The organism is Confluentibacter citreus (assembly GCF_002807055.1).
GTDB classification, from domain to species: domain Bacteria; phylum Bacteroidota; class Bacteroidia; order Flavobacteriales; family Flavobacteriaceae; genus Confluentibacter; species Confluentibacter citreus.
Genome location: NZ_NIXN01000005.1, coordinates 252,693 through 273,145, shown reverse-complemented (window position 1 = coordinate 273,145; position 20,453 = coordinate 252,693). Strand labels below are relative to the sequence as shown.

The 20,453-nt window shown below is 34.1% G+C and carries 20 protein-coding genes and 2 pseudogenes; 16 read left to right on the top strand and 6 right to left on the bottom strand.

All coding sequences use genetic code 11. The annotated features are described in order from the left end of the window. From CDH49_RS11605 to CDH49_RS11560, 10 genes are all read left to right on the top strand, one after another. On the top strand, positions 1-522 hold a 522-nt coding region (locus tag CDH49_RS11605; RefSeq protein ID WP_204524823.1), incomplete at its 5' end, for a lipocalin family protein. A 170-nt stretch (positions 523-692) separates the two neighbouring features. Then, a complete protein-coding gene (locus CDH49_RS11600; protein ID WP_100615688.1) occupies positions 693-1,325 on the top strand; it encodes a hypothetical protein in 633 nt (210 codons plus the stop codon). Positions 1,326-1,477: 152 nt separating this feature from the next. Then, positions 1,478-1,909: a hypothetical protein gene (locus CDH49_RS11595; protein WP_100615687.1), complete on the top strand. Its 432-nt coding sequence runs from the start codon at positions 1,478-1,480 to the stop codon at positions 1,907-1,909. Between the two features lie 153 nt (positions 1,910-2,062). Beyond that, on the top strand, positions 2,063-2,659 hold the full coding sequence (locus tag CDH49_RS11590) for a hypothetical protein (protein WP_100615686.1): 597 nt from the start codon (positions 2,063-2,065) through the stop codon (positions 2,657-2,659). Positions 2,660-2,877: 218 nt separating this feature from the next. After that, positions 2,878-3,159: a type II toxin-antitoxin system RelE/ParE family toxin gene (locus tag CDH49_RS11585; protein ID WP_100615685.1), complete on the top strand. Its 282-nt coding sequence runs from the start codon at positions 2,878-2,880 to the stop codon at positions 3,157-3,159. 11 nt (positions 3,160-3,170) lie between these two features. Beyond that, complete coding sequence (locus tag CDH49_RS11580) at positions 3,171-3,473, top strand: HigA family addiction module antitoxin (RefSeq protein WP_100615684.1); 303 nt, start codon at positions 3,171-3,173, stop codon at positions 3,471-3,473. Between the two features lie 16 nt (positions 3,474-3,489). Then, entirely contained in the window at positions 3,490-3,666 is a 177-nt protein-coding gene (locus tag CDH49_RS11575; RefSeq protein ID WP_157805305.1) for a hypothetical protein, read from the top strand. Positions 3,667-3,810: 144 nt separating this feature from the next. Next, positions 3,811-4,188 (top strand): hypothetical protein, encoded by a 378-nt coding sequence (locus tag CDH49_RS11570; RefSeq protein ID WP_100615682.1) that lies wholly within the window; start codon positions 3,811-3,813, stop codon positions 4,186-4,188. 341 nt (positions 4,189-4,529) lie between these two features. After that, positions 4,530-5,864 carry a hypothetical protein gene (locus tag CDH49_RS11565; protein ID WP_100615681.1) on the top strand — a complete coding sequence of 445 codons (1,335 nt, stop codon included), beginning with the start codon at positions 4,530-4,532 and terminating at the stop codon, positions 5,862-5,864. A gap of 193 nt (positions 5,865-6,057) precedes the next feature. Beyond that, on the top strand, positions 6,058-6,543 hold the full coding sequence (locus CDH49_RS11560) for a response regulator (protein WP_100615680.1): 486 nt from the start codon (positions 6,058-6,060) through the stop codon (positions 6,541-6,543). On the opposite strand, the gene CDH49_RS15830 is transcribed toward CDH49_RS11560, so the two are convergent. Further along, positions 6,538-6,699 (bottom strand): hypothetical protein, encoded by a 162-nt coding sequence (locus tag CDH49_RS15830; RefSeq protein ID WP_239970651.1) that lies wholly within the window; start codon positions 6,697-6,699, stop codon positions 6,538-6,540. The genes CDH49_RS11560 and CDH49_RS15830 overlap by 6 nt on opposite strands. Between CDH49_RS15830 and CDH49_RS11555 the strand changes: the two genes are divergently transcribed. From CDH49_RS11555 to CDH49_RS11545, 3 genes are all read left to right on the top strand, one after another. After that, positions 6,650-10,033, top strand: coding sequence for a CheR family methyltransferase (locus CDH49_RS11555; RefSeq protein WP_239970650.1), 3,384 nt, complete (start codon positions 6,650-6,652; stop codon positions 10,031-10,033). The two genes, CDH49_RS15830 and CDH49_RS11555, sit on opposite strands and share 50 nt — an antisense overlap. Then, a complete protein-coding gene (locus CDH49_RS11550; protein ID WP_100615678.1) occupies positions 10,030-10,476 on the top strand; it encodes a response regulator in 447 nt (148 codons plus the stop codon). The genes CDH49_RS11555 and CDH49_RS11550 overlap by 4 nt, the downstream gene beginning before the upstream one ends. A gap of 90 nt (positions 10,477-10,566) precedes the next feature. Continuing rightward, complete coding sequence (locus CDH49_RS11545) at positions 10,567-11,121, top strand: DUF2867 domain-containing protein (RefSeq protein ID WP_100615704.1); 555 nt, start codon at positions 10,567-10,569, stop codon at positions 11,119-11,121. A 61-nt stretch (positions 11,122-11,182) separates the two neighbouring features. Here CDH49_RS11545 and CDH49_RS11540 read toward each other — a convergent pair whose 3' ends face one another. After that, the gene (locus tag CDH49_RS11540; protein ID WP_100615677.1) at positions 11,183-12,361 is read right to left on the bottom strand and encodes a PAS domain-containing sensor histidine kinase; all 1,179 of its coding nucleotides are present in this window, start codon (positions 12,359-12,361) and stop codon (positions 11,183-11,185) included. Positions 12,362-12,740: 379 nt separating this feature from the next. Here CDH49_RS11540 and CDH49_RS11535 point away from each other — a divergent pair, with 379 nt between their 5' ends. The 3 genes from CDH49_RS11535 to CDH49_RS11525 all read left to right on the top strand — a co-directional run bounded on the left by CDH49_RS11535 (position 12,741) and on the right by CDH49_RS11525 (position 15,326). After that, positions 12,741-13,301: a helix-turn-helix domain-containing protein gene (locus CDH49_RS11535; protein WP_100615676.1), complete on the top strand. Its 561-nt coding sequence runs from the start codon at positions 12,741-12,743 to the stop codon at positions 13,299-13,301. A gap of 255 nt (positions 13,302-13,556) precedes the next feature. Continuing rightward, positions 13,557-14,378: an alpha/beta hydrolase gene (locus CDH49_RS11530; protein ID WP_100615675.1), complete on the top strand. Its 822-nt coding sequence runs from the start codon at positions 13,557-13,559 to the stop codon at positions 14,376-14,378. Between the two features lie 162 nt (positions 14,379-14,540). After that, positions 14,541-15,326 carry an alpha/beta fold hydrolase gene (locus CDH49_RS11525; RefSeq protein ID WP_100615674.1) on the top strand — a complete coding sequence of 262 codons (786 nt, stop codon included), beginning with the start codon at positions 14,541-14,543 and terminating at the stop codon, positions 15,324-15,326. Positions 15,327-15,472: 146 nt separating this feature from the next. Here CDH49_RS11525 and CDH49_RS11520 read toward each other — a convergent pair whose 3' ends face one another. The 4 genes and pseudogenes from CDH49_RS11520 to CDH49_RS15825 all read right to left on the bottom strand — a co-directional run. Then, complete coding sequence (locus CDH49_RS11520) at positions 15,473-17,707, bottom strand: TonB-dependent receptor (protein ID WP_193434732.1); 2,235 nt, start codon at positions 17,705-17,707, stop codon at positions 15,473-15,475. Between the two features lie 14 nt (positions 17,708-17,721). Next, positions 17,722-19,014: a tetratricopeptide repeat protein gene (locus tag CDH49_RS11515; protein WP_193434731.1), complete on the bottom strand. Its 1,293-nt coding sequence runs from the start codon at positions 19,012-19,014 to the stop codon at positions 17,722-17,724. A gap of 88 nt (positions 19,015-19,102) precedes the next feature. Beyond that, a pseudogene (locus CDH49_RS11510) lies at positions 19,103-20,026 on the bottom strand (DUF4331 family protein). An 81-nt stretch (positions 20,027-20,107) separates the two neighbouring features. Then, positions 20,108-20,335, bottom strand: a pseudogene (locus CDH49_RS15825) (DUF4331 family protein); the annotation flags it as partial. Positions 20,336-20,453 lie beyond the last annotated feature (118 nt).

Below are 20,453 nucleotides of genomic sequence, written 5' to 3'. Positions count from 1 at the left end.
TATAAAAAATTGCTAGTTTTAGTTAACACAAAGTTGGGTGCTTGTTTGCCGGCTTCCGATTTTCCTTCGGAAAATCCTCGCCCACAAACACGCAACTTTCCATACACGAACACGTTAGCCACAATTAAAGAAATGAAGAGAATATATTTACTGACCATCGCAATTGTATTTGCATCCTGTTCTAATAAAATTAATTTAAATCAATTAACTGGAACTTGGATTGAAACCGAATCGAGTGACATGTATGAATCAAATAGGATTCGTGAAATTTCATTTTTTGAAAACGGAACTTATCAACATAGAACATACAATTTGAATGACTCACTACTTAGTAAGTTCGACGGAACCTTTGAATTGAATAAAGAAACAAATACAATCAAAATAACAAATTCAGGTTATAAATTAAAAGATATGAACTTGAATAAATTAACCGAATCTGAACTGAAAGCTGTAATAATTGAACATATGGACGGAATTGAGGACATTGAATTTACGGCCGAATTGCATTTTATAAAAAAGTAATTAAATATAAAAAAACAGTGGCTAACACCGTGTATAAAAAATTGCTAGTTTTAGCTGGCACAAAGTTGGTTGCTTGTTTGCCGGCTTCCGATTTTCCTTCGGAAAATCCTCGCCCCCAAACACGCAACTTTCCATACACGAACACGTTACCTTGCATTTGAACAAAACCAATGGCAGTATCAATAAATCAACTTTTTTCAGAATTTAATTTAAACTATTCAAAAGCGATAAAGTGGAATGAAAAGTTTGAAGCTAAATTCAATGGAGTTTATATAATTGCACAAACGAGCGACCCATTTACAATAATTGCGAAAAATCCAAAATTTGGAATTTGTCCAGACGCCTTTTCATCGTGGACTAAAGAAGCGACTGAATTAAAGATTAATGGAAAGGAGTCTGACGGAATTAACGAATTTACAAATCATTTGAACGAATTTTGGAACCCTAACGAAAATATACTTTACATCGGACAATCTTCTTCAAAAACAAATCCAATTCAGAAAAGAGTCGGACAATTTTACTCACATAAACTTGGACAAAAAGGACCTCATACTGGAGGATATTGGATGAAATTATTGGATTGCCTAAAAGACACTTATATTTTTTATTCAGAAACGCAAAACCCAAGAGATACGGAATTCAAATTATTGATGAAGTTTATTGAATACTCAAGTGGAAAAAGTTTTTACGACCTTGAAAATATTGGAAATTATTTACCATTTGCTAATTTAACAGCAGATTTTTATAAAGTACACGGAATTAAGAATCCTACAAATAAAAACAGGAGAAAAAACGCAAGGTAACACCGTGTATAAAAAATTGCTAGTTTTAGTTAACACAAAGTTGGTTGCTCGTTTGCTGGCTTCCGATTTTCCTTCGGAAAATCCTAGCCCTCAAACACGCAACTTTCCATACACGAACACGTTAGCTACCATTTAAAAAAAACGAACTCCAATTGAAAAAACAAAAAAAAATCATATTAATTGCAAGTATCGTAATATTTATTGTTTCCTTAACTCAACCTGCTTTTTATATTGACAGAACTGATTATGATGCTTGGTCTAACCCAATTGGAATTATCTTTATTGGTTGGTTGGGAGCAATAATTGGCGGAGGAAGTGCTTTAACCTGGTTTGCAAATCCTCTTATTTTAATATCTTGGCTTTTTGTTATAAAATCAGAAAAAATTGCAATTGTAAGCGGAGTTTTAGCATCAATTATTTCTTTCGCTTTTTTGTTTTTTGATAAAATTGTTTCTAGTGAGGCTCCGACTTATTCACTGATAACCGAATACAAATTAGGTTATTGGTTGTGGATGATAAGTATTTGTTTATTTACACTTGGAATTATAATAATAAGAATTATAAAAAATCAAAAAGAGAAATAAAAACGGTAGCTAACACCGTGTATAAAAAATTGCTAGTTTTAGCTGGCACAAAGTTGGTTGCGTGTTTGCCAGCTTCCGATTTTCCTTCGGAAAATCCTCGCCCACAAACACGCAACTTTCCATACACGAACACGTTACCACACATTTGAGAAAATGACTGCAATTTTAATATTAATAGTAATTATTATTGGCATCAACTTAATTCCAGAGTTGACAAAAAAAGAATTTCCTCAGACGGAAAAATTAATCACACGAATATTAATTTTTACATTGGTTATATTTTTAATCATAACGATACTATCATTTATCGGACTTAAACTTAAAGGACTTTACACAAACTCTATCATCGGGCTGATTTTAATAATTGCCAGCCTTTGCTATTTTGGAATAGTAAAAAACACAAAAAGAAAAATATTCCGAATTATACTTTTAATGCCTTTCTTCTTACTAAGTATTTATTTTCATTTTTTTATAAATGTTTTAGGTCGTTACGAAATAAATAAGGATGTAAATATTATAGTTAGTCGGGAAGGATTTTTAGGATGTGGAGAAATAATAAGGTTGACTAAATCAAAATTATTGATATTTGACAAAGAATTGATTTATGACAAACCATGCTTGACAGGAATTAATAAAATAGAAACCGTTGAATTTGACAAAAATAAAGCGGAGTTTTTAATTTATCATAGTGGAGAAATGGATACTGAAAATCCATATCATTACGAAATTGAAAATAAAAACGTGTGGTAACACCGTGTATAAAAAATTGCTAGTTTTAGCTAAATCAAAGTTGGTTGCCCGTTTGCTGGCTTCCGATTTTCCTTACGCCAGTTCGCTGCGCTCGTGTCCTTCGGAAAATCCTCGCCCACAAACACGCAACTTTCCATACACGAACACGTCCAAGATGAAATCCGTTATAAATAAAAATATTTTACTTATCTTTGACGTTAGTAACGTAAGACGAATATATGATTATTTCCTTTGGCTCGAAAGAGACCGAACAGATTTGGAACGGAATTCGAGTTAAGAAAATGCCGATTGAAATTCAGAACATTGGGCGTCGGAAATTGAGAATGTTAAACAACTCGCAAGATATTTCGGATTTAAGAATTCCACCCTCAAACCGACTGGAAAAATTGACTGGAAAACTGAACGAATTTTATAGTATTCGGATTAATAACCAATGGCGAATTATCTTTATTTGGGACAAAGGAAACGCAAGCGAAGTGGAAATAATTGATTATCATTAAAAAAATATAAAATGGAAAAGTTAGCAAATGTACATCCTGGAGAAATCTTGAATTATGAATTTCTTGAGCCTTTGGAAATCACCGCATACCGACTTTCCAAAGACTTGAAAATTCCGCAAACTCGGATTTCGGAAATCATAAAAGGAAATCGCCGAATTACCGCAGACACAGCATTGCGATTGAGTAAATATTTTGGAAATTCTGCAAAATTCTGGCTTGGACTTCAAGACGATTATGATATTGAAGAGGAAAAAGAATCGAAAGAATCTGAGCTGAACGAAATAAAACACTACGCAAACAAAAACGTGGCCTAGCACCTTGTATAAAAAATTGCTAGTTTTAGCTAACACAAAGGTTGTTACGGGTTTGCCGGCTTCCGATTTTACATTTAAAGATGGTGATATGGAAAATATTGGCGCAGGACATCTCGAAGTAAATTGTTACGGAAATTTAAAAGCAGATATTAAGGCAGCGGAAAAGTATTCTATCAAGCTAATCCAGAATTAAATCTGGATATTATAGGCTCTGGCGGTGTTGTGAACGCCAATTAAATATTTTCTATAATTAGGCCAAATAACCACTAATCACAATATTAACACAAAATTCAATATTTTACTTTAAGAGGGGTTACCTTTAAGTAAAAATAAAAGTATGTCAAATAATAACAAAAAGCTGTTTGGGGTTTGGATGGACTCACGCAATGCAACAATCATAGGAAAAGAAGATATTGATACTGGGGAATTTATTGTTCTTGGACACGTTGAAAACGCGGGACCAGACAATAATTCTAATGAGAAAACTTCAAACAATCACGAAATTGGTTTAACGCAAAAATTCTTCAAAGATATTGCCAGCATTATGCCCAATATTGATGAAATCCATATAACCGGCACTGGCCAAATTCAAGAGCAGTTTATGAAATTTTTAGCCGAAACCCCACAATACAAAAATGTGGTTTCAAGTGAAAGCACTTCCAATAAAATGAGCGACGAAAATCTTGCTGTATTCATTACGGAACATTTCAATTAGAAATTACAACCTATTATTCCATGAAAACCTTAAACACTTGTTTAAGGTTTTTTTTATAAAAACGCTAACGGTTGTACTTCTTTTCGTTTTCTCGTTGTGAAGAGAACCTGGTCCCCTGCGAGTTGCCAACAACCTTTGAAATCTGTTTATTCAATAAAAAATGAATACTGAATTGATAATTTTGAATGCTAGTTCGCTTTGCACTTATGCTACGGAAAATTTTCCCCTTCCCTTAATTTGTTTCTTTTTTACATATCTTTTGTTTTTATTTACACAACGGAATCATGTACAAACTCGTTGTATAAGATATTAGGGGATAACTCAACTTAAAAACTACTAAAATGACAAAAAAAATGGCATCTCTAACATGGATGTTGCTCTTATACTTTTCAGTATTCGGACAAAACGAACCAAAAAGTGACAATACAATTATGGAACTAAATGCCAAGTTAGAAGCACTAACGAAGCTATACAATTCTTTAAAGATCCAACTTGATTTGACACAAACCACTTTTGAAAATAGTTCTACTTCTGTTAATTCAAAAGTAGAAAACGTAAGCAAGGAACTGGACAGTAAATACAGTGATTTAACAAGTAGGGCTGACAATGTTGAACAAAAACTTAAAATAACTGATATAGAAAAAGAAGAATTTCAAAAACAAAACATCACAAGAAATAAAGAAATCCTCGAAAATTTTCATCATTATATTAAGTTTTATGGTGACAAATACAGCCAACTGGATGAAAAACTAACAAGCGAGGAATTAGCAGTAGAATTTAGAAAAATCATCAATCCGCAATCTGGTTCTCTAGGGTTTAAACTTTCTGATAAATTACAAGTGGCATTATCAAAAAATTATAAAGACTTGATCGATAAAGTCATGAAAGATGGAAGTAAAAAGAATGAAACTCAGTCCAAAGTATCCAATATTTTAAGTACCGTTACCTCTGTTTTAGATAATCCAATCGTAAATGATGTCACTGGAATAATACCATTTGCTTCCACTATAAAAAGCATCATTGGAACAACTTCAGGCTTAGTTTTGAGTGCTTTAGACCCAAAAGAGATTAAAAACGAGTATAAAAACACATTACTTACAGAAATAAAAAATTCCCAAACCCAAATATTGAACGAATTAAACCAGATTATATCCTTTTACGACCACATGGCCAAACTTGATAACGAATATCTTATGAGACTACAAAACATACGGACGGACGTTGGAATTTTGGGAATTGAATTAAGGGAGTTTTGTTTTGGACTTGAAACACCTCTTAGAAAAATGGATCCAGCCTTTACTTTAGACACTAATCTTACCACACGAGAAATAACCATTCAAATCTCCAACAAAATAGAGGCATTAAAAGCAAATTCAGCAGTAAACAAAACACATCTTGTCACAATAAGCAATATGGCTTTTGAGATGAAAGTGAGGTCTAGGGATTTGTACAATAGTTACCGGGAAATTCAAGAATTAAAAATAATTGCCAACAATAAATTTGTAGAGGATTTTAATAGAATAGTAAAAGAAAACAGCATAACAACTTCTCCTGATATAATAACCAAAAAACTATCGGACAAAAACATTGAGTTAATTGATAAAATGAAAACAAACCACAAAATTGACAAGACAGAGTTTGAAAAACATCTTAACAAAATATATGAATTAAACTAAAAACCCTAGCATTGACAATGCAGCACGGCATGTTATGTAAATTTCGGATAAACCTTGTAAGTCATTATTTTCAAAAAATAATATAAAAATTAATGACCCGTACATAGCATCATATATTGATTCATAATAGCATTTATTAAATATAATTGCTTTAGTAGTAGTTATACCAAGCTAATATGACTACCTTCACAATATGGCTTCTATACATATCAACATACTTCTTGCCGATGACGACAAAGACGATTGTCTCTTGTTTAAAGAAGCATTGGAAGAATTGAAACTCCAAACCACACTTACATTGGTTCATGATGGTGAACAGCTCATGCAACTGCTCGCAAACCTGCCTACCGGTAGGCATGGAAATTCAAAAGACGTTTTCGACGTTCTTTTTCTCGACCTCAATATGCCACGTAAAAATGGTTTTGTGTGTTTAGAAGAAATAAAAAGTAACAACAAACTAAAATCACTTCCTATAATTATTTTCTCTACATCATATGAGCAGAGCGTTGCCGACCTACTTTACAAAAACGGAGCACAGTATTACATTTGCAAACCTGCTGAGTTTTCTGAACTAAAACGAATTATTCAAGAGGCGCTCTTACTCATATTACAAAAAAACAGTGCACAACCACCAAAAGAAAAATTTTTACTTAAAAGCTTAAACGCTAAAATTTTATGACATGAAAGCCACTCCAATCAAAAAAAAATCGCCTGCAAAAAAGGAAGTAAAAGAAAATTCCTTTCGAGTAGTCGCCATTGGTGCATCAGCAGGAGGTTTGGAAGCGATGATAGAGTTATTACAACATCTACCATCCAACACGGGCATGGCTTTCATTTACGTACAGCATCTTAGTCCCGACCACAAAAGTATGCTGACTGAAATTTTATCGAATAAGACGGAAATGAAAGTTCAGGAGATTGATGACATGGATAAAATTAAACCCAATAATGTATTTGTCATTCCATACAATAAAGGTATTGAAGTAACGGACGGCCACATAAAATTAATTCCCCGATCAGAGCTCAGTACTGCCATTACTATCGATATACTTTTCTCATCTCTTGCCCATGCACAAAAAGAACGGGTTATCGGTATTGTGCTTTCAGGTAGTGCCAGCGATGGAACCATTGGCATTAAAGACATTAAGCACGAGGGCGGGTTAACTTTTGCACAAGACGACACGGCTAAATTTACGAGCATGCCCCGTTCTGCGATTTCAGCTGGTGTGATTGACTTTATTTTATCGCCCAAGGACATTGCACTCGAATTGGCCCGACTGAGCAAGCATCCACTTGTAAAAGCTAGTACAAAAACCAATAGCGAGGATTTAATTGACAACAGCGACCCTGATTTAAAAATCATTCTCAACCAATTACATAAAGCCACAGGTGTTGATTTCAGTGCTTATAAAATGAACACCATCAAAAGGCGCATCATTCGTAGAATGTTGTTGTATAAAATAGAGAACCTCAAAGACTACGCTAAACTGCTTAGCCAAAAAAACGAGGAGATAGATATTCTTTTTCAGGATTTGCTTATTAACGTTACCAGTTTTTTCCGAGACACCGACACCCACAGATATTTAAAAGAAAGTCTTTTTCCAAAATTGCTGAAAAGTAAAAATTTGGGAGATTCGTTACGTATATGGATACCAGCATGTGCAACGGGCCAAGAAGCCTATTCCATGGCCATCATGTTGCTTGAGGTCCAAGAAAGCCTAGACACCAACATACCTGTCCAGATTTTCGCAACCGACCTTAGTGAAGGTGCCATAGGCAAAGCCCGTGTAGGTGTTTACACCAAGGAGGAATTAGAAACCGTTTCACCAAAACGTGTCCAACGTTTTTTCACAAAAGCAGATGGTAGTTTCCGTGTGAATAAGTCCCTACGCGATATGTGTGTGTTCGCACCGCATAATATTTTACGCGATCCGCCTTTTTCCCGTCTTGATTTTATAAGTTGTTGCAACCTCTTTATTTACTTAGATACAGTTGCTCAAAAAAAAGCAGTAAATACGTTTCATTATGCTTTAAATAGCAACGGATTTTTAATGCTTGGCAAATCTGAGAACATCAGTCACTCATCGAATCTTTTTACCATTACCAATAAAAAGTATAAAATATTTTCACGCAAAATAAATTCAGGCCCACAGCGGCTACCCGAACTTTCACAGCGCTTGACCCATCAAACGGTAACCAAAAAAAATGTGCCATTAGTTCAGCGCAATGTCACACAGCAACATACCGTTATAAAGCAACATGGGCTGGACCAAGCTATTGATGCCGTGCTTGTTGCCGAATTTATGCCTGCCAGTGTGGTTATTAATCACCAAATGGAAATCATTCAGTTTCGCGGCATAACCGATGTATTTCTCACGCACCCAAAAGGCCGTGCCACTTTTAATATTTTAAAAATGGCACGACCCGAAATTGCTTTTGAATTGCGTAATGCCATTTCAAAAGTCATTAAAACGGAACAAAAATTTCGTAAAAGCGGCATTGAATTGAAAATCAATTCGACAGTAAAAATTATAAGTTTAGAAATCGTTCCACTTAATATAGAATGGCAAGAACCCTTATTACTTATTCTTTTTACCGAACAGGAACCGACCGAAATTTATTCGCAGTTAGCAAACAGCGGAGGAAATAATTCGCCTGCAAAAGACAGGAGAATAAAAAAATTAGAACAGGAATTAGAAATAGCACATAGTGATGCGCTTTCTATCGCACAAGAGCAAGAAGCATTTACTGAAGAACTGCAGAGTGCCCATGAAGAAGTAGTTTCGAGCAACGAAGAATTGCAAACCTTGAATGAAGAACTGGAAACCTCAAAAGAAGAAATAGAATCTGCCAACGAAGAACTCACCACCACGAATCAGGAATTGCAAACACGCAATGACCTGCTTAATGAATCGTATGAATATTCCAATGCTATCGTTTCCACCATGCATGAACCCATGCTTATTTTAGGAAAAGACCTTCGTGTAAAATCGGCCAATAAAGCATTCTACGAAAAATTTGGCGTTACAGAAGAACAAACCGAAGGCATCCTTTTATATGATTTAGGTAACAAACAATGGGACATTCCAGCATTGCGTGAATTACTTGAAGACATCATTCCCAAAAATTCACCTTTATATAATTACGAAGTTAAACACACCTTCTTGGACTTAGGCGAAAAAATAATGTCGCTCAATGCCAGCCGTATCATCCAAAAAACACATCGCGAACAATTAATCCTTCTTATTATTGCTGATATTACGGAAGTAAGACGCCTAATTGCAGAAAAAGAATTACGAGAAAAAGAATTGCTCAAGAAAGAAATTAATGAACGTAAAACTGAAAAATCAAGATTAGAACAAGCGGTTACCGAAAGAACACAAGAACTAAAGGAAGCCAATGAATTGCTCGAACATAAAAATCAAGAACTTGTGAACATGAATAAAGAACTTGAGGCATTCACGTATGTATCAAGTCACGATTTACAAGAGCCACTTAGAAAATTAAAAACCTTTGCAGGGATTATTTTAGAAAACGAAAAGGAAAATTTATCTGACAAGGGGAAAAATTATTTCCAATTGATGCAACAAGCAGCAGAAAGAATGCGACAACTTATTCAGGATTTACTTGCCTTTTCTCGTATAAGTGCTGAGGAGCGGACATTTGAAAATACAGATCTGAACATCATCATAGAAGATGTATTAATAGAATTTAAAGAAGCCATTGCAGAAAAACACGCTGTGATAGAATTGAAGGAAATCTGCGAAGTCTATATTATTCCTTTCCAGTTTCGCCAACTCATGCACAATCTTATAAGCAATGCGCTTAAATTTTCAAACCCAAAGACACCGCCCCACATAACCATAGAGAGCCGCAATATAAAATTCAGTAAAGAAAATGCGGCAAACCTTCCTTTGCAAAAAGAATACTGCCACATTAGTATTATCGACAACGGTATTGGCTTTGAAAAAGAATTCAGCAAAAAAATATTTGAAGTCTTCCAAAAGCTTCACGGCAAAGAAGAATACGCTGGTACGGGCATAGGTCTTGCTATCGTAAAAAAAATAGTTGACAACCATGACGGTATCATTACCGCGACAAGCGAAGTGAATAAAGGAACTACATTTGACATTTATATTCCTACTTTACTACAAAATGACTCACAATGAACTACAAACGATTCCATATTTTATTAGCTGATGATGATGAAGGCGACAGACTTATATTTAAACAAGCTCTGGAAGAATTAGAAATAAAACCCATTGTTGAAACCGTGAATAATGGTATGGAATTGATGGCTTATCTTACTAAAAAAAAGGCCCTCCTGCCCCATCTCATTTTTCTCGACCTTAACATGCCTATTAAAAATGGGGTGGCATGTTTGAAAGAAATAAGAAGCAATAAAAAATTACGGGATATTACCATAGCCATTTATTCAACATCAAACAGTGAAAAAGATATAGAAGACACCTTGGGCCATGGAGCAAATATTTTCATTACCAAGCCCAATGATTTTAATATGCTCAAACAATTATTATACAAAGCAGTCTCAACAACGCATTTATATGAAGGGATATATTTTGATAGAAAAAATTTTTTGCTTCGGATTTAATGAACGTTAAATTTGCCACAACAGTATTTTAGTTTGAAAAAACAGGTAGCTCTTGCGTGCATTCTAGGAAAAAATACAAACCAACTGAAAATGAAAGTAATTAAAACGATAATTCCAAATGACTCGGTACTGAATGCTTCTCATAAAAAATACCATTATGTTGACAGTTTTCAAGGCATTATTAATGACGCTAATAACAAATTTACTTCCGGTGACGTAGGTAAGGCTTTTTTTTCAAGCGGGCCAAAATGGATTGGGCATTTATTTGCAATGAGAAATAGAATCGCGTCCTTATTTGGGTTAAAAACTGCGGGTAACCTTACCGATAGAGAGAGACAACTTGAAAACTTTAAATGTGAGCCAGGTGAGCGACTGGGACTATTTAAAGTGTTTACTAAAACAGAGAATGAAGTAATTTTAGGGGAAGACGATAAACATTTAAATTTTAGAGTGTCATTATTTCTTAAAGAACAAACTAACAAAACATATTACAAAGAACTAACCGTTTCAACTGCCGTAGAGTTTAATAATTGGTTTGGGCGACTCTATTTTTTACCTGTTCGACCTTTCCATAAACGCATTGTGCCAACCATGTTAAAAAGCATTGCTAAAGAATTAGATAAACAAAATACAGGAATCATCTAATAAAAAACGCTCTGTTTTACAACTTCTCGAACCTTCAAACGAACACCATTTAGACTGTTTTTTATATACTTGGAATAGCCTGGGGCTTTTCAAAAACATCTATCTTATCTAAAGGTTTATTAATTGGCAATGTAAAATAAAAAGACGACCCATTACCTTCTTTACTTTCTACCCAAATATGCCCACCATTTTTTTCTAAAAATCCTTTAACCAATAAGAGACCTATGCCCGCGCCCTTGTTTTCTTCTACTGATTTGGAAAGCGATTTTACCTGAGGTGTAAAAAGCGAATCTTTAATGTCTTTAGACATCCCTTTACCTGTGTCATTTATTTCTATAATGATCATGTCCTCACTTTTTTTAGCAGACACAGTCACTTTTCCACCCTTATGCGAATGTTTTATGGCATTCGATACTATATTCTGTAGAATGGATACGAGCATTTTTTCATCAGCAAATACGCTGCTATTTTCTTCTATGTCGTTATGGAAATTAATGGCATTAATGGCTGCGGTTTCTTTTAATGATTCAAAAACTTGTTTCACATACTGTAGAAGGTCTATTTTAGCGGGAACAAATACGTCGGCCGCATATTTAATTCGTGCCCATTCTACTAAATAATCCAACATATTTAATTCATTAACCGCTGCCTTGTGAAATTCTTCTAGCAAATCTTTGGCTACATCGGGTTCGATGGTATCATAATTTAATTTCAGATATTCAGCCCCTTGGATAATACCTGCTAGCGGACTTCTTAAATCGTGCGATAAAATGGCAAGTACATTTTCTTTGTGCGTGTTAAGATCCTTAAGCTCTTGCGCGTATTTTTTTATGGCATCTTCTGATGCTTTTCTTGCAGTGATATCGCGTAATATTTTCACATAGCCTATTACCACGCCTTCTTCATTTTTTAATGGAAATACTAGGCCATCGGCATAAAATATACTACCATCTTTACATAAATGCCAACGTATATCATTGGATCTTCCTGCTTTTAAAGCGATTTCAATTTCCAGATTTGGAACACCGTTTGTTTTATCCTCTTCTGTAAAAATAATACTAAAAGGTTTCCCTATAATCTCTTCAGTAGTATATTGAAATATTTTGGTAGCACCCGAATTCCAACTATTCACGTTTAATTCTACATCTACGGTAAAAATGGCATAGTCTTGTAAACTATCTATTATTTGGCTATAAAATTCTGTAGCTGGTACATAGTATTTTTTAATAATTTTATCCATTTTGCGTGTATAATCCCTATTTAAAGTTGTTATACCAATACCCGGTTTTAAGTAAAAATATAAGGGGTAAATATATCTCTTTACTTCGTTACACGTGTTGCATAACTTTTTCTAATTGTTACAGAATTTTTGTAATAACAGCCTGATTGGCTTTGGACAAAGTACATTAACTGATATAAAATCATAAAAAGAAACACCCATGATAAAAGCATTTGGTTGTTTTTTAGTTAAAGAGCATTTTATTTTCATAACTTCGTCTTTCGTAGCGAAAAACCCAGTCTGAAAGCCGCAATTGGTATAACAACATAATTTTATACGCAATTAATTAGCCCTGTGTTAGCCCAAGCTATAGCACAAAAACCATCAAAAGAAATAATTCATGAAAATCTATGTTAAAAATATGGCTTGCGAAAGCTGCAAACTTTTTGTTAAAGATGCTTTAGATGAACTTGGCATATCGCCGGCTAAAGTTGAATTAGGTGAAATAGAAACTAAGGAAGACGTTTCTGATGATGACAAGAGGAAACTGAATAGCCAAATCAAAAAAGCTGGGATGGAATTGTTAGAAAAAAAGCAAGGGGTACTTATAGAAAAAATCAGAAAAGTCATGATTGATTATGTTAATAATTCAGGTAGCAGGTCAAATGTCAAGTTCTCTGTTTTATTGAGCCAAGAATTAAATCATAGTTATACGTATTTAGCCAATTTCTTTTCAGAAGTTGAAGCCACAACTATTGAACAATACATTATTGCGTTAAAAATTGAGCGCATTAAGGAGTTGATTATTTTTGGAGAAGATACCTTTTCAGAAATTGCAAATAAACTAAATTATAGCAGCGTGGCGCACCTATCATCACAGTTTAAAAAGGCAACAGGGTTAACGCCTTCACATTTTAAAGCACTAAAAGAAAAAAGAAGAATAACCATTCAAAATATTTAACAACCTAATAACCAATACTTATGGTTATAAATTCAAAAAAATAGTTGTGTCTAAAAGGTAATATTCTACTATTCAATACAATCATATATTAGCTTTACTCGTGTCTTTTCGTGATTCCAAAGCTTTGTGTTTGCAAACATTAAGGTTTGTATTTTTTAATTATCTTAGTCCTTAAACTACAAAATCAAATATTAAACTAACATATCATCCATAAGGAAAATTTAAAGCGACTTTCTAAACTAAAAACAACCCATTATGACAAAATTTAAAACAACACTTCTATTACTAACCATCCATGTATTTTTTATAAACGCTGCAATATCTCAAGTGGACACCTTGATGGTTTTTAGTAAATCCATGAACAAAAACATTCCAAATATGGTAATTACTCCTGATAATCATGCCAGCAATAGTGAGCGTTTACCAGTTTTGTATTTGCTTCATGGTGCAGGAGGAAATTTTAAAGATTGGATTTCTAAAGTGCCTCTAATAAAAAAATATGCCAACGATTTCAATATGATGATTGTTTGTCCTGATGGCGGCGTTACCAGTTGGTATTTTGATAGCCCTATTGATAATACAATGAAATATGAAACCTACGTTTCTACAGAATTGGTGGAAGCTGTTGATAAAAATTATAAAAGCATACCTAATAAAAACGGTCGTGCCATTACAGGATTAAGCATGGGTGGACATGGTGGTTTATATCTTGCTTTTAAACATCAAGATGTGTTTGGTGCTACCGGTAGCATGAGTGGCGGGGTTGATATTCGTCCGTTTCCAAACAACTGGGATATTAAAAAACGTTTAGGCAGCTATCCGGAGAACAAAGAAAATTGGGAAAAAAATAGTGTCATCAATTTGGTTTATTTACTGGATGCCGATTTAAAAATCATTATAGATTGTGGCTATGACGATTTCTTTTTTGATGACAACAAACGTCTTCATGATTTGTTAGTAGAAAGAAATATTCCCCACGATTATATAGAAAGACCTGGAACACATAATTGGAATTATTGGGCGAATGCCATTAAATACCAACTGGTTTTCTTTAATGATACATTTAAAAGACAATAACTATTTAAGTAGACTTTCAATTTTGAAATCATATAACATATCATAAGTAGTTAATTTTTTTTAGTGATTTAAGTAAATCTACATGAAAATGATATATCCCATGTAACAAAAAAGCTTAACTAATCGTTTCTAAAAACATATACTTAATTTAAGTTTTTAATCATGATTCGCTTTTTAAAATTTATTTATCTCGCAATAATTGGCTTAATTTTTATTAATGTTTCCTGCAAAACCAATACAAAGGAAACTTCTAATATAAAACCAACTATTTGTATTGTTGGTGGTACGCCGTCCACTACCGACATACTAAACTTTATTCCTGATAGTCTTAAAGAAAAATATAATTTCATTTCATTTAACAGACCTGGATTTGGGGGAACAGAATATACAGAAACAAATGAAGCGTTACTGTATGAACTTGCTAAAAATGCCGGCTTAAAAGAACATGATTATGCCATAATTGGAACGAGTGGCGGTGGCCCTATTGCTATGTTATTAGCTTCAAAATTTAAATTGAAACATTGCGGAGTGATTAGTGGCATGGTTTCTAAAGATACCTATTTTGAATTTGCCGATGTTGCCATTACCAAAGATTTATTTACTAAGGTTTTAGTGGGATATGATGGGTTTAAGGATGCCGTTTTGAAATTTCCAAACTTAGACCAAATTGCGAAACAAGCAGGAACGGAATCGGAGGAAATGTTTATTAAAGCGTCTTATAATGACCTAAAGTATATTTTATCTGAATCGTTATACGCTGCCATAAATAAAGATATTTATGTAGACTGGTGGCATGGTGAAAATGATGTGAATGTTCCTTTTAAAAGTGCCGAACTCTTTACTAAAGATTACGAAAATATTACTTTGAATGTGATACATAATGCGAGTCACGAGATTGATTCCACCATATACATTGAAAAATTAATTGATGGGTGGGAAACAAAATAAAAAGAAAGTGCCCGATTATATTTCTAACCGGGCTACTTTCCACCTAACAAAAAAAACCAAAATCAACACTTAGGTTACTCTCCAAATTTAATTTCTACCTCAGTATTAATTCCCTCAAATTAATAGTCAAACCCTTATAAGCTTATTTAAAATGAATATGAAATGGTGCCTTTTATAAAAAAAGGTGTGCCAGGCGTAAAATGAATTTCCTCTACCGATTGCGCTTCGTTTTGAAGTCGGGATTCTGTAGCAAATTGTGTTTCATTCCACTCTGTATCAAATATATTCTCTATTGTTAATCCTAATGTCACATTTTTAATCCTGTAATTGGCATTAAAGTCGGTTACAAAATAGCCTTTAGCAACAATGCTATTATCTTCATTTGCCGGTCTGTCATCAATAAATCTATATCGAATGCCACCAGAAAAACCATCTAGATTGTTAACCGAAATGCCCCCAGCCATTGTAAAATCTGGTGCTAATGGAATGTAATTTTGTCCTTTTGGATCTTCAATACTTCTTGCGTTTGTTAACGTCGCATCGGTATCAAAAAACAACCAATCCAAGAATTGATAACGCAAACCAAAATCCAATCCATAACGTTCTGTTTTTCCACTAGGTTCCACAATACCGGCATCACCTACATATACAAACTCTTGTTCTAAAAATAAATACCATAAAGCCGTATTAACAAATAGTTGGGGTGTTGGTTTCCAAATATTTCCAATATCCACTCCATAAGCTTTTGGTAGAATATCTTCACCCAGATTATTGACCACAACCCTAGTGTCGTTAGAATGAAAGCCGATTCCCGATTTTAAGTACAGTTGTAAATTGTTTTTGGCATCGTAGAAAAAGTTAAGCTTCGGACTTAAAATTGTTTTGCTTATAGCTTGAGGATTGTAACTTACCTGTAGTTTATCAATGTATAAAAATTTAAAATAATCCAATCGTAAGGCAGGAGCTACTTTAAGCTTTCCAAATTCAAATTCGGCATTTACAAAACCACTCATATTCGTTTGATTGATATCGCCCAATTGAACATTTTGCAAAATCGTTGTTCTATTTAACGTTCTTGAAAGTTCCGTATCGTTTGCCATATCGTATCTAAAACCCAAACCACTTGTTAGCTTTAAAGCTGTTTTTCCTAAAAACGTATCGTAAGTTAAAGTCGAATTCAAACCAAAAATGTCCCTATCTTCCTTCTGTTTAATTTGATCGCCATTCGTAGGGTCTTCTAAAAAGAAAGTAAAATTAGAATACAGCTCAAAATCGTAATGGGAATAAAACACATTGGTATTCAATGTTGCATTCTCCCTTACATATTTATTGTAGTCTATATTCAAATTGGTACGCGACGTGTTTCCTCCTTCGGTATCGTCAATAGCTCCAAACCTTGAAATATTGCCGTTATCAACTTCGCGTTGTGGTATTTGCCCAGAAGCGTCCCATCTGCTTTTAAAATGAGAAACCGATATGGAGAGTTTATCGTTTTCGGGCGAAAACATAACATATTTACCAAATACATTGAGACGATTGAAATTTTGGGGTGACTCAAAAGGGCCATCGCCTGCTAAATATTCTATGGCGACATAACCATTTTGATTTTTAACATCTTCCAAAAGGTTAAACATCCCTAAAGTTCGTAATGAATTAAATTGTCCTACCGAAAAAGACACCGAACTTTCTTTAAGATAATCTTTCGTTGAAAAATCCACATAGGCCGCAGTATTAAAATCGCCTTCTTTCGCATAGTAAGGACCTTTACCAAAATCAATTTTATTGACTGTTTCTGGAATTAAAAAATGCAAATCGCTATACCCTTGTCCATGGGCATGAGAAACCATGTTCACTGGCATGCCATCTACAGATATCGAAATATCGGTACCATGATCGATATCAAAACCTCTTAAAAAAAGCTGTTCTGCTTTACCACCACCCGCATGTTGCCCGATAATAAGCCCAGGAACTTTTCTTAAAACTTCTTGAGAAGAATTCACAGGATTGGTATTTAAATCTAATTTTGAAATGGAACTCAATGCATCCAATTGCTCGGTAACGACCATTTCATCTAACTGAAATGTTTTTTCTTGTAATATAATTTTAAACTTGGCTTTAAAAGCCAACGAATCTAAGAGAATGGTTTTGTTTTCGTAACCTAACAAGCCTATTTTCAAACTGTCATTTACTTTGGTATCATTAAGAATAAACGATCCGTTTTCCAAGGAATGTGAATGGCTTTTAGAGTTTAAATTATATATATATGTTGCTTCTAGTGGTTGATTGGTTTCATTGACAATAAAACCATTGATTTGTTGCGAAAATGTAAAACAAGAAACCAACAAAACCATAACACATAACAGCTGCTTCAAAATTTTCATCGGAACTATTTTTATTAAATATTATTGATTTTTTGTTCCATTAAGGGGCCTAATTCAAATGTGCTTTTTAACAATTCTTCTTTTAGAGCATCGGCCTCTTTTAGTTTTCCGTTGGCTTTATAAACTTGGGCTAAATGGAATAATGTTTCTGGACTATAGGTTTTATTGGCCACATGTTCTTCCATGATCTGTAGTGCTTCTTTAGCGTCGCCATAATTAAAATATGCCCAAGCCAACAAACCATATGATTGTGGTGTAGGCCTGTTTTTAATCTCTGTTAAAGCTAAGTCGGTGGCTTCTTTAATCTTGTTTAAGTCTTCGGTATAAATAATAGCATTGAAGGTATTGTACATATCTCCATAATGGTCATTTTTTACCTCAGCAAAATAAGACTCCAAATAATCTTGTTTCGCATCATCATCGTTCATATACTCCGCTATTTCAGCTTTTAACAAAAAATAATCGGGCGACTTGTGTTGCACCATGATGGAATCTAAAATTCGTAATGCTTCTTTCGGGTTACGTTCATGGGAATACACGATCCATGCAATGCCCTTTTTAGCATAGGCATCATTAGGGTTTAACTTTAAGGCTTTTAAATAGAAATCATAAGACTCTGAAATTTGTCCGTTGTGTCCATAAAAATCAGCCAAATTGGTATATGCCCATTGCATTAGCCATTTATCTTTAGAAGACTCAACCATTTCAGTCGCTTTTTCTAAATACAAAATAGCTTTATCTAAATCGCCATTATGGTCGCTCCACTTTGATAAACGAATAAGAAAATCAAAATCCTTATAATTTTCAATTTTGTCTAAATATACTTTGGCCTTATCCACATTGCCCAGTTCCAGACACACATCAAAAAGCATTTTTTGTGTTCCGATTAAACCCTCGCCAATAATTTCAGCTTTTTTTAATAATGTTAAGGCTTCTTTAAATTTATGTTGAGAGATGTAATTTCTAGCTAAAGCCCTTAAATAACTAGGTGTGTTATAATTTGTTTTCTTATTGGCTTCAATTAACTTTTGTTCAGCTTGGATTAATGCTTCAATATGGCCAGTTTCTTTAAATAATTGAGATTGAGATGCTGCAGCTTTAACCAAATAAGGAAACTGTGTAGGTTCTTTTTCTAGCTTTTCTTCCCAAAACTTGAAATCCTCTTGGGTTAATTGCAACATCTCGCTCTCATTAGGTGCTAAGTACACATTGTAATCTTTTGAATCTGTAATTTTTTTGGGGGCTTCCTTACAACTGTTAATTACTAGTAACAAAGCACATATAATAAGGTTAAAAAGACGTTTCATAATTATTGTTTTATTAGGTTTTGTTTTTGTAGGCAATATATCAGAGTATGCCTGTAGGGAGCATACTCTGATTAAAATGTTATTTAAACTACATCCAAGGAGCAGCTAAATATGGAAATGAGGTCAAAAAAGGTTTATCGTTTGCATCTACATGGTCATCACTCAGGGTTGGATTTTCAGTAAAATCTTCACCACCAAAAATGAGCAGTAATTCTACGGTAATCACATCATCACTTAGGTTACGACCCGTTAGCACATTGGTTCCATCAAAAAATGTGGTGGTTCCATCCAACGACACATTTAAAACATCTGTGGCCAATACGCCAGTAAATGCAGCGGCATCTAAGCCTAATGCATTTTCATCTCCTGGATTTGCATAAGCAGGACTTAAAGCTGTTAAATTAGTTTGAAACATACTTTGAAATGCTGCGTTTTGAGCTGAAGGTATGGTTGTGTTGAACATATCCTTACTTCCCGAAGACACAAATACCGTGTTAACTGCTGGTCTACCCATTTGATCTGCTTGTGTATAGGTTCCCGAAAAATCAGGGCCAGTTGGTAGTTTATTATCATCATCATTATTGCAATTAAATGCCATTAACGAAACTGCTATAGCCAATGCTACTATTTTTATATTTTTCATAATATTAAATCTTTAAGGTTATTTTGATTATTTAGTTTTTGATTCTACCCAAGTGTTTATGGTTCCTGAGCCACCAATAAGTGATTTTGGTACTTCAACCACAACAGACATTACATTGGTTCCTGCAAACGTATCGGATCCTGGGTTGTTGAAACTTGTTGCCATACCTCCAATGATTTGAGAGTATTGGGCAAAATCAAAAAAGAATGGGTCGTCTCTAGGGCCGGCAAAAAAGTTCATTCCCGCATTTGTAGACACAATAGCATTAGGACCCGTAGTAATATCAACGACTCCACCAACAGCAGCGTTGGTAGCAATAGTACTATTAAGACCCGTTTGTGAAGGAGCAACAGGCCCAAAGAAATACATTTTACCATCACGAGGAATGGCTTGAATTACCAAATCTTCAACAAAATCGCCATTGTTGTCAATGTTAAATTCAATTAAAACATTTTCACTAAACGAAGTATTACTAGTTGCAGAAGGGCTTAACAAGCCTTGTACGTTTGCCACAAACACCAAATTGTTTGTATTCTCACCTTGAAAGGCATAAAAATCGGTAATATCACTAGTACCGCCTTGAACTGCAGGGGCATCAATATGGTCTGCCGCTACCACTACTAAGAATCCAGCTATCGCTATAATTCCAATTCCTAAAACTTTTTTTAAATTTTTCATGATTTTTGAGATTTTGTTATTTGTTATTTTCGATTCTCACACATACCTACGCAATAATGAAAACATCGGTTTTGTTAAAAATTTGTTAAAATGAAAATTTGCAAATTTCCCATCTAAA

What these genes read in the sequence shown, in the direction of transcription:
- CDH49_RS11570 (WP_100615682.1), top strand. Translation starts at nt 3,811, where the DNA reads ATGTCAAATAATAACAAAAAGCTGTTTGGGGTTTGGATGGACTCACGC.
- CDH49_RS11590 (WP_100615686.1), top strand. Translation starts at nt 2,063, where the DNA reads ATGACTGCAATTTTAATATTAATAGTAATTATTATTGGCATCAACTTA.
- CDH49_RS11530 (WP_100615675.1), top strand. Translation starts at nt 13,557, where the DNA reads ATGACAAAATTTAAAACAACACTTCTATTACTAACCATCCATGTATTT.
- CDH49_RS11580 (WP_100615684.1), top strand. Translation starts at nt 3,171, where the DNA reads ATGGAAAAGTTAGCAAATGTACATCCTGGAGAAATCTTGAATTATGAA.
- CDH49_RS11585 (WP_100615685.1), top strand. Translation starts at nt 2,878, where the DNA reads ATGATTATTTCCTTTGGCTCGAAAGAGACCGAACAGATTTGGAACGGA.
- CDH49_RS11545 (WP_100615704.1), top strand. Translation starts at nt 10,567, where the DNA reads ATGAAAGTAATTAAAACGATAATTCCAAATGACTCGGTACTGAATGCT.
- CDH49_RS11515 (WP_193434731.1), bottom strand. Translation starts at nt 19,014, where the DNA reads ATGAAACGTCTTTTTAACCTTATTATATGTGCTTTGTTACTAGTAATT.
- CDH49_RS15830 (WP_239970651.1), bottom strand. Translation starts at nt 6,699, where the DNA reads ATGAAAGCCATGCCCGTGTTGGATGGTAGATGTTGTAATAACTCTATC.
- CDH49_RS11525 (WP_100615674.1), top strand. Translation starts at nt 14,541, where the DNA reads ATGATTCGCTTTTTAAAATTTATTTATCTCGCAATAATTGGCTTAATT.
- CDH49_RS11540 (WP_100615677.1), bottom strand. Translation starts at nt 12,361, where the DNA reads ATGGATAAAATTATTAAAAAATACTATGTACCAGCTACAGAATTTTAT.
- CDH49_RS11535 (WP_100615676.1), top strand. Translation starts at nt 12,741, where the DNA reads ATGAAAATCTATGTTAAAAATATGGCTTGCGAAAGCTGCAAACTTTTT.
- CDH49_RS11600 (WP_100615688.1), top strand. Translation starts at nt 693, where the DNA reads ATGGCAGTATCAATAAATCAACTTTTTTCAGAATTTAATTTAAACTAT.
- CDH49_RS11565 (WP_100615681.1), top strand. Translation starts at nt 4,530, where the DNA reads ATGACAAAAAAAATGGCATCTCTAACATGGATGTTGCTCTTATACTTT.
- CDH49_RS11555 (WP_239970650.1), top strand. Translation starts at nt 6,650, where the DNA reads ATGATAGAGTTATTACAACATCTACCATCCAACACGGGCATGGCTTTC.
- CDH49_RS11550 (WP_100615678.1), top strand. Translation starts at nt 10,030, where the DNA reads ATGAACTACAAACGATTCCATATTTTATTAGCTGATGATGATGAAGGC.
- CDH49_RS11520 (WP_193434732.1), bottom strand. Translation starts at nt 17,707, where the DNA reads ATGAAAATTTTGAAGCAGCTGTTATGTGTTATGGTTTTGTTGGTTTCT.
- CDH49_RS11560 (WP_100615680.1), top strand. Translation starts at nt 6,058, where the DNA reads ATGGCTTCTATACATATCAACATACTTCTTGCCGATGACGACAAAGAC.